At 73.3% G+C, this 7,211-nt stretch carries 7 protein-coding genes; 2 read left to right on the top strand and 5 right to left on the bottom strand.

Features of this window, described 5'->3' with window-relative positions:
* Positions 1 to 3 precede the first annotated feature (3 nt).
* The 3 genes from ACWDD9_RS38120 to ACWDD9_RS38130 form a co-directional block, all read right to left on the bottom strand.
* Entirely contained in the window at positions 4 to 642 is a 639-nt protein-coding gene (locus tag ACWDD9_RS38120; protein ID WP_449814148.1) for a hypothetical protein, read from the bottom strand.
* A 72-nt stretch (positions 643 to 714) separates the two neighbouring features.
* A complete protein-coding gene (locus ACWDD9_RS38125; protein ID WP_449814149.1) occupies positions 715 to 2,301 on the bottom strand; it encodes an alpha/beta fold hydrolase in 1,587 nt (528 codons plus the stop codon).
* Positions 2,302 to 2,601: 300 nt separating this feature from the next.
* A complete protein-coding gene (locus tag ACWDD9_RS38130; protein ID WP_449814150.1) occupies positions 2,602 to 3,711 on the bottom strand; it encodes an FAD-dependent oxidoreductase in 1,110 nt (369 codons plus the stop codon).
* Positions 3,712 to 3,835: 124 nt separating this feature from the next.
* Between ACWDD9_RS38130 and ACWDD9_RS38135 the strand changes: the two genes are divergently transcribed.
* Both ACWDD9_RS38135 and ACWDD9_RS38140 read left to right on the top strand, forming a co-directional pair.
* Positions 3,836 to 4,429 carry a TetR/AcrR family transcriptional regulator gene (locus ACWDD9_RS38135; RefSeq protein WP_074003577.1) on the top strand — a complete coding sequence of 198 codons (594 nt, stop codon included), beginning with the start codon at positions 3,836 to 3,838 and terminating at the stop codon, positions 4,427 to 4,429.
* A 156-nt stretch (positions 4,430 to 4,585) separates the two neighbouring features.
* Positions 4,586 to 5,134, top strand: a complete 549-nt coding sequence (locus ACWDD9_RS38140; protein ID WP_449814151.1) for a hypothetical protein — start codon at positions 4,586 to 4,588, stop codon at positions 5,132 to 5,134.
* Positions 5,135 to 5,474: 340 nt separating this feature from the next.
* On the opposite strand, the gene ACWDD9_RS38145 is transcribed toward ACWDD9_RS38140, so the two are convergent.
* Both ACWDD9_RS38145 and ACWDD9_RS38150 read right to left on the bottom strand, forming a co-directional pair.
* Positions 5,475 to 5,972: a phosphoribosyltransferase gene (locus ACWDD9_RS38145; protein WP_049651192.1), complete on the bottom strand. Its 498-nt coding sequence runs from the start codon at positions 5,970 to 5,972 to the stop codon at positions 5,475 to 5,477.
* A 141-nt stretch (positions 5,973 to 6,113) separates the two neighbouring features.
* Complete coding sequence (locus ACWDD9_RS38150) at positions 6,114 to 7,109, bottom strand: helix-turn-helix transcriptional regulator (protein WP_449814152.1); 996 nt, start codon at positions 7,107 to 7,109, stop codon at positions 6,114 to 6,116.
* Between the last annotated feature and the right edge of the window lie 102 nt (positions 7,110 to 7,211).

Consider the following 7,211-nt stretch of genomic DNA (forward strand, 5'->3'; position numbering starts at 1 on the left):
GAGTCAGCCGAGGTCGAACTGCCAGTACGCGGTGTCGCGGAACCCGGGCGACTTCGGGGCGACCTCCACCGTGACCGGGCCTCCCGCCTTGTCGGGCTTCACCCGCACCGGCACGCTGCGCTTCTGCTCCGTGCCGAGGGGCGGTGTGAGGGCGGTGACGGTCGCGGCCTGGTCCAGGAAGGTCATGCTCGCAGCAGGGACGGGAGCCAAGCCGAAGGCGGAAGGGGTGGACAGCGGGCCGGAGTCGATGGCCTTCCCCGCCCGGACCACGACGGCGGCGGAGCCACCGGTCGCGCCGACGCCGGTGTCGGGGGACGCCCCACCGGGGCGCAACTCCTCACCCGTGCCGTTGTCGTAGGTGATCGTGAAGCTGTAGCTGCCGTCGGGTTCCCGGCGGGGAGGGCCCACGGTGGTCCTCAGGCCGTCGTCGTAGCGGGCGGTCCCGCCGGCGCGCAGGGGCTCGACGACGGTTCCGGGGCCTTTGACGTACCCGTGCTGGGTCAGGGAGTCCTCGAACTTGGCCAGCGCCATGGCTCCCAGGACGACCAGGGCGGTGAGGACCGCCAGCGCGACCCCGAGGACGGTGGCCCAGCGCGGGGTGTCGGAGGGCCGGGGGCAGGCGGGAGCCGCGTTCGTGTCCATGCGGGTCACGGTAGGGAAACAGCTGGTCGGAACGCATGAGCGGACGTACTCAAGGGCCTCTGAGTAGCGGAGCTATGCGGTGCAGGTGCGGTCGCGGGCGGGGAGGTGTCCGGTGGCGAGGTAGGCGTTGACGGCGGTGTCGACGCAGGAGCTGCCGTGGACACCGTAGTTGGCGTGCTGGTTGGCGCCCGCGAGGGTGAGCAGGCGGGAGCTGGGGAGGCGGTCGTGCAGGGCGGTGCTGCGGGTGTAGGGGACGCGGGGGTCGCCGGTGGAGGCGACGATCAGGGCCGGGGTGTCGTGGCGGACCCGGACGGGGGCTTCGCGGGGGCGGTCCCAGAAGGCGCAGGGGGTGATGTTCTCGGTCAGCGGGGCGAACAGCGGGTGGGCGGCGCGGGCGCGTTCGATGTCGCTCCAGTACGTCTCGGGGTCGCGCGGGGCGGGTGCGTCTCCGCACAGGATCGCGGTCTGGGCGCTGCCGGTGCTGGAGCCGGCGGGGGTGAACACGGAGCGCAGGAGGTCGGCGAAGGCGGGCGGCAGGGTGGAGGGGTGGCCGTTTGCGGCCCGGGCGAGCAGGGACATCTGCTCGGCCAGGGAGGCGCGCGCCGGGTCGGTGTCGTCGGCCATTCCCGTGAAGAGCAGGGCGGGGACCTGGCTGTCGTCGAGGCGGAAGGCGTCGGGGGCGGTCCCCACGGTGAGCGGTTCGCGGGAGGAGGCGGCGATGACGCCGTCGAGGGTGGCGCGTACCTCCTCCCGGGTGCGGCCTAGGCCGTAGGTGCTGTCGCGGGCGGCGGTCCAGTCGGCCCAGTCGTCGTACGCCTTCTCGTTCTCGGCCTCGGTTCCCTTCATGAGGCGGGGGCTGTAGCGGTCGGGGTCCAGGGCGCTGTCGAGGACCACCCGGTCGTAGCGGGCGGGGAACATCTGGGTGTAGGCCGTGCCCAGGTAGGTGCCGTAGGAGTAGCCCAGGTAGGAGATCCGCCGTTCGCCGAGCGCGCCGCGCACGACGTCGATGTCCCGGGCGGTGTTGCGTGTCGTGACGTGCGGCAGGACGTCGGCGTTGGTGGCCCGGCAGCGGTCCGCGACGTCTCTGGCCCGGGCGGTCTGGCGGTCGAAGCCGGCCCGGTCGGGGCCGGCCGACAGCAGGCCGGGCCCGGAGGGCAGACCGCAGTCCAGGGGGGTGCTGCGGCCGGTGAAGCGCGGGTCCATACCGATCACGTCGTAGCGGGCGCCGGTTTCCTTCATCACGGGGCGCACGGTGAGCCCGATGCCGAGGCCTGGGCCTGGGCCGCCCGGGCCTCCGGGGTTGACCAGGAGGGAGCCGATCCGGTGGCGGGTGTCGGTGGCCTTCAGGCGGGACACGGCGACGGTGATGGTCCTGCCGCCGGGGTCGCCGTAGTCGAGGGGTACGGTCACGTCGGCGCAGCGCGCGCCCGCGGCGTCGAGGGCTCGGCCCGTCCGGTCGTCCCCGCCCCGAGCGCAGCCGTGCCAGTCCAGGCGCTGCTGGTAGTAGCGGCCGAGTCCGGCGGCAGGGGCCGCGTCGACGGCGGCGGCCGGCGTCGCGGCGAGGGCGGCGGGTACGACGGCCAGGCAGGTGGTGAGGCCCGTGGCGAGGACGAGCCCCGCGGCCGAGGCGCGCCGGACGGTGGTGCCGGTGATGGTCATGCTGCTCTCTCCCAGGGGGGTGACGGACGCGTCCGGCCCGGAGGAGGTCCGGGCCGTGCCGGTCGAGCCTCTCAACGCGCCTCCCCCGAAGGCATCGCCCTGTGACACGAACTGGCGGTACGTCAGACGCACCAGGGCGGGCCATTGGTATACGACCGGCGTACCATTCCGCCCGTGCCTTCCGCGGGGCGGACGCGGTACCGGAACGCGTCGAGGGGGCCGTCGGAGTCGATAGGTAGTAGTCCCGCCCCCTGGACGACTTCGGCGCCTTCGGCATCGTCGAGCGGTGGTGGAGTCGACTCAGCGGGCCGTCGCGGGAACGAGGTGGTCGAGGCCCTGGGCACTTCCCGTCGCCGCCTTGATCGAGCGGGGCAGCATGACGCGCTCGTAGGCGCGGACGGCGGCGCCGACGCTGGATTCGGTGACCAGGGCGTGGGCGAGGTCGGCGCCGTCGAGCATGGCGAGGTTGGCGCCCAGCCCGACCGGGGGCATCAGGTGTGCGGCATCGCCGAGCAGCGTCACTCCGGGCACGTGCGTCCAGGCATGCGGGGCGGGCAGCACGTGCAGGGGCCGGTTGACGAAGCCGTGGTCGCTGTCGCGCAGGATCCGCAGCAGGCTGTCATCCCAGCCGTCGAACATCTCCGACAGGTGCTCCCGCACGGCCCGTTGGTCGCCGAGGTCGAGTCCGGCGGCCGTGTGCCAGTCCTGCGGCTCGCGCAGCGCGAGGTAGCCGCGGATGTGACCGTTGCTGTTGCGCTGGGCGACCAGGGTCCGGCCGACGCCCTTCGCCAGCAGCGATCCGCTGCCGACCAGTCGGGCGAGTTCGGGGTGGCGGGTGTCGCACTGGTCGAAGCCGGTCTCGACGAAGGTGACACCGGTGTAGTGGGGTACGGCGGGTGACAGCGCCGGGCGGACCCGTGACCAGGCGCCGTCGGCACCGACCACCAGGTCGAACTCCTCGGACGTACCGTCGCCCAGGAGCAGCCGGCACGTGCCGCCCGCCAGCGCGGTGACCCCGGCGGCGGCACGGTCCCACCGCACCGTGTCCGGGGCGAGCGAGTCCAGCAGCAGGCCGCGCAGTTGGCCGCGGTCGATCTCCGGACGGCCCCCGCCCGCGGTCGGCCCCCGCTGCGCGAGGAGGGCGCCGGTGGCATGGTCGAGCACCCGCCACTCGTCGCCCTCGGGGCGGGCGAGGGCATGGAACCGGTCGAGCAGGCCTGCCGACCGCAGGGCGGCCTGGCCGGTGTCGGCGTGCAGGTCGAGGGAGCCGCCCTGCGGGCGGGCGTCGGCGTCGGCTTCACGTTCGAACACCGTGACGGCGCGGCCGTGTTGCTGCAGGATCCGGGCGCAGGTCAAGCCGCCGGGGCCGGCGCCGACGATCGCGATGCGGGGGGCACGGGCAGTGGGCATGGGTGCGTCCTTCCGGTGGTGGGCGGGTCGCCGGGCGGCCCGACACCACCAAGAAAGCACACCCGCTAAATAAGTGCAATGACTACACTTTCAGAGTGGATGCACTTCGGGCTATGGTGGTCGGGTGACCGAAGCGATTGGGCGCCGCGAGCGCAAGAAGGCCCAGACCCGCCAGTCCCTGGCCGACGCCGCACTCGAACTCTTCCTCGAACACGGCTACGACCAGGTCGGTGTCAAGGACGTCGCCGACGCCGCGGACGTCTCGGTGACCACCCTGTTCAAGCACTTCACCAGCAAGGAGGCGCTGGTCTTCGACCAGGACGACGACCTGGAGGCGGCCCTCGTCGCCGCCGTGCGCGAGCGGCCCCCGGGCCGGTCGGTCCCACAGGCGCTGCGCGAGCACCTGCTGCTGAACCAGACCCGGTTCGCCATTCACGCCGCCGACCCGCGGTTCGCCGACTTCACCCGCCTGGTGCAGGACACCCCCGCGCTGCGCGACTACTCCCAACGGATGTGGACCCGCCACGAAACAGCCCTGGCGCGGGCCATCGCGCAGGCCGTGGACGCGCCCGACGACGACGTCAGCTGCGTCGCCCTGGCCCGGTTCGCCCTGGCGGCCCGCAGCCTGATCCTGCAGCACCCCGAACCGCGCCGGGCCGCCGACGAGGCCTTCGCCCTGCTCGAACACGGCTGGGCGGCCTCCCATCCGAGCAGCTGACCCGATCCGCGAGAGCCCCGATGCGCGCGCAGGCGCCGCGTGCTCCCGGCCGCGGCCCCCATGATCCGCGGATCGCACCGATTGTCGCGAAGCCTTGACACTGCGCCACGGGCTGAGAACCCTGGTGCTGTACTCCAGGGACGCGAGGGACACGGCATGCCATGGGTTGACGAGAGCAAACGCCACCGGGGTTTCCCGGCGGCGGTGTTGGCGGACGGCAGCGAGCCGGAGCCGCTGCCGGACGGGCGCACCACCTGGTGGCTCTACAACGGTGCGGACGGCCCCCGGGCCACCGCGGTGCGCGGTGGTTGCAGCTGCGGCTGGCGGGGCGAGCAGGTGCACCGGTTGGACTTCGGCGACGACTCGGCGACCGAGGCGGTGGGCAAGGACACCGGGCCGTTCGCGGACTGGGAGTCGCACGTCGACCTGACCGAGGGTGTGGTGCCGCGCGAGGTCGAGGACCTGATCGCGGCGCTGGTGGACCGGATCTGCGACCTGACGGAGAGCAGGCCGTACGCCGCGGCCCGTGCGGCCGGCCGGTTCGAGCGCGCCGCCGCTTCGACCGCGCTGCTGGCCGGCCGCAGGGCCCACCGCAACCTGATGACCTGGGAGTACATCGGCCGCGCCTTCGGCTGTGGGTCGGCGGAGGCGCAGGAGCGGTTCGGCGAGACGCCGCAGGACGGCGACCGGGACGACGAGGTGTAGGTCGTCGGTCGTCACGCATCGGGCGGGCGGTGCGAGCACCGGTGCCGGCTGCGAGCACCGGGGTCAGCTGCGAGCACCGGTATCAGCGAGGACACCGCCAAGCGGGTGCCCGCGTCACCACGACGGGCACCCGCTCCTCAACCACCCCCGGTCCTGCCAGGACCGGGCTCCCGCCCCGATGCTGCCGCACCCCTGCCCGCGCGCGCCAGCTCCACCCCCCGAAGGGGTGACAGGTCCCAACCCTTCCGATTTTTCTGCTCCGCAGGAGCCCGCCCCGGGAGCGTCCCGGCCTGGGGGCGTCCCGGCGTGCGGCGCGGACCGCTTCCGGTCAGGCCTCCGGTCAGGCGTCGAGGACCTGGCCTTCGCGCTTGACGACCGGTCCTTCCGTCGACCACGGGAACTCGATCCAGTCGTCGGTCCGCTTCCACACGTACTCGCACTTCACCAGGGAGTGCGACTTCTCGTAGATGACGGCGGACCGGACCTCGGCGACGTGGTCGAGGCAGAAGTCGTGCACGAGCCGCAGGGTCTTGCCCGTGTCGGCGACGTCGTCGGTGATCAGGACCTTCTTGTCGGTGAAGTCGATCGCGGCGGGAACGGGCGCCAGCATGACGGGCATCTCGAGGGTGGTGCCCACGCCCGTGTAGAACTCGACGTTCACCAGGTGGATGTTCTTGCAGTCCAGCGCGTACGCCAGACCGCCCGCCACGAACACCCCGCCGCGGGCGATGCTCAGGACGAGGTCGGGCTCGTAGCCGTCGTCGGCGATCGTCTGCGCGAGTTCGCGCACCGCCCGCCCGAAGGTCTGGTAATCCAGGGTCTCACGCACATCAGTCACGACGATCAGTGTCCTTGGCCGTCGGCCGGGCCGCGAGTTCCGGCACGCTCTGGACCGGAAGTGTGGTGCTTCACACGTCGGCCGAACGCTCCGGCTCCCCGGGCCACGGCGGCCGGCCCGCGGGGAGTCGGGCGGGTGCCGTCAGGTCCGGCGGGCGTGGGAGGCCAGGCGGTCGGCGAGGGCGGTGACGAGGGTGCGCAGTTCCTCCGGGCGCTCGATGACGAACGGCCGGTCGATCGCGGCGAGGAGCGGCGGCAGCCAGTCGAGGCGCTCCGCCCGTAGCTCGACGCGCAGCCAGCGCTCGGCGGTCGGGTCCCCGTCCGGTGTCGGTGCCGGGTCGTGGTCCTCCAGTGTTGCGACGCCGGCGGGCAGGTGGGCGCGGATCTGCTCGGCCGTGCCGTGGATGCGCAGCGTCACCTCGTGCCGGTAGTCGGCCGTGGCGAAGCCCGACAGCAGGCGGTCGGCCGGGTCGGGGCCGGCAGGCGCGTCGAACGTGCCGGGCAGGGCCCTCGCGTCCGTGACGCGGTCGAGCCGGAACGTCCGCTCCTCGCCGATCCCGGGGTCCGCGCCCGTGACGTACCAGCGGTTCGCGTGGGCGACGATCCCGTACGGGTGCAGCGTGCGCTCACTGGGCCGGCCGTCGCGGTCGGTGTACCTGAGGGAGACCGGCCGGCGGTGGCGCACCGCGTCGGCGAGGGTGAGCAGGACCCCGGCGTCCGGGGCGGCGTCCCCGCCGGAGCCGTCCGTGAAGGAGAGGGCGTCCAGGAGCGTGTCGAGCCGGGCCGCCACGTGCCGGGGCAGCACCCGGCGGATCTTGGCGGCCGCGGTCTCGCCCGCCGTGCGCTCGGCCGTCGCCAGTCCCGTCCGGCGTCCGGCGAGCAGTCCGAGTAGCACGGCGAGCGCCTCGTCCTCGCCGAGCATGAGCGGGGGAAGGCGGTAGCCCGGGGAGATCCGGTAGCCGCCGTACCGGCCGCGCACCGACTCCACGGGCACGTCGAGGTCGATCAGGTGGTCCACGTAGCGCCGCACGGTGCGCCCGTCGACGCCGAGGCGGTCGGCCAGTTCGGCCAGCGTCCGGGTACCGCCCGACTGCAGCAGCTCCAGGAGGGTCAGCACACGGCCGGTGGGTCGGGACATGACCACAGCCTAGATGAATGAGTCCGATGTCCTCAGTGGTCATAGGCGATGAGTGAGCGCTTGATCGCGGCGCCGGTGTTCCAGTTGTGCCAGATCGCGGCG

The organism is Kitasatospora sp. NPDC001119 (assembly GCF_053598475.1).

Excerpts from the sequence above, each read along its gene's own strand:
- ACWDD9_RS38120 (WP_449814148.1), bottom strand. The coding sequence starts at position 642 with ATGGACACGAACGCGGCTCCCGCCTGCCCCCGGCCCTCCGACACCCCG.
- ACWDD9_RS38125 (WP_449814149.1), bottom strand. The coding sequence starts at position 2,301 with ATGACCATCACCGGCACCACCGTCCGGCGCGCCTCGGCCGCGGGGCTC.
- ACWDD9_RS38130 (WP_449814150.1), bottom strand. The coding sequence starts at position 3,711 with ATGCCCACTGCCCGTGCCCCCCGCATCGCGATCGTCGGCGCCGGCCCC.
- ACWDD9_RS38140 (WP_449814151.1), top strand. The coding sequence starts at position 4,586 with ATGCCATGGGTTGACGAGAGCAAACGCCACCGGGGTTTCCCGGCGGCG.
- ACWDD9_RS38150 (WP_449814152.1), bottom strand. The coding sequence starts at position 7,109 with ATGTCCCGACCCACCGGCCGTGTGCTGACCCTCCTGGAGCTGCTGCAG.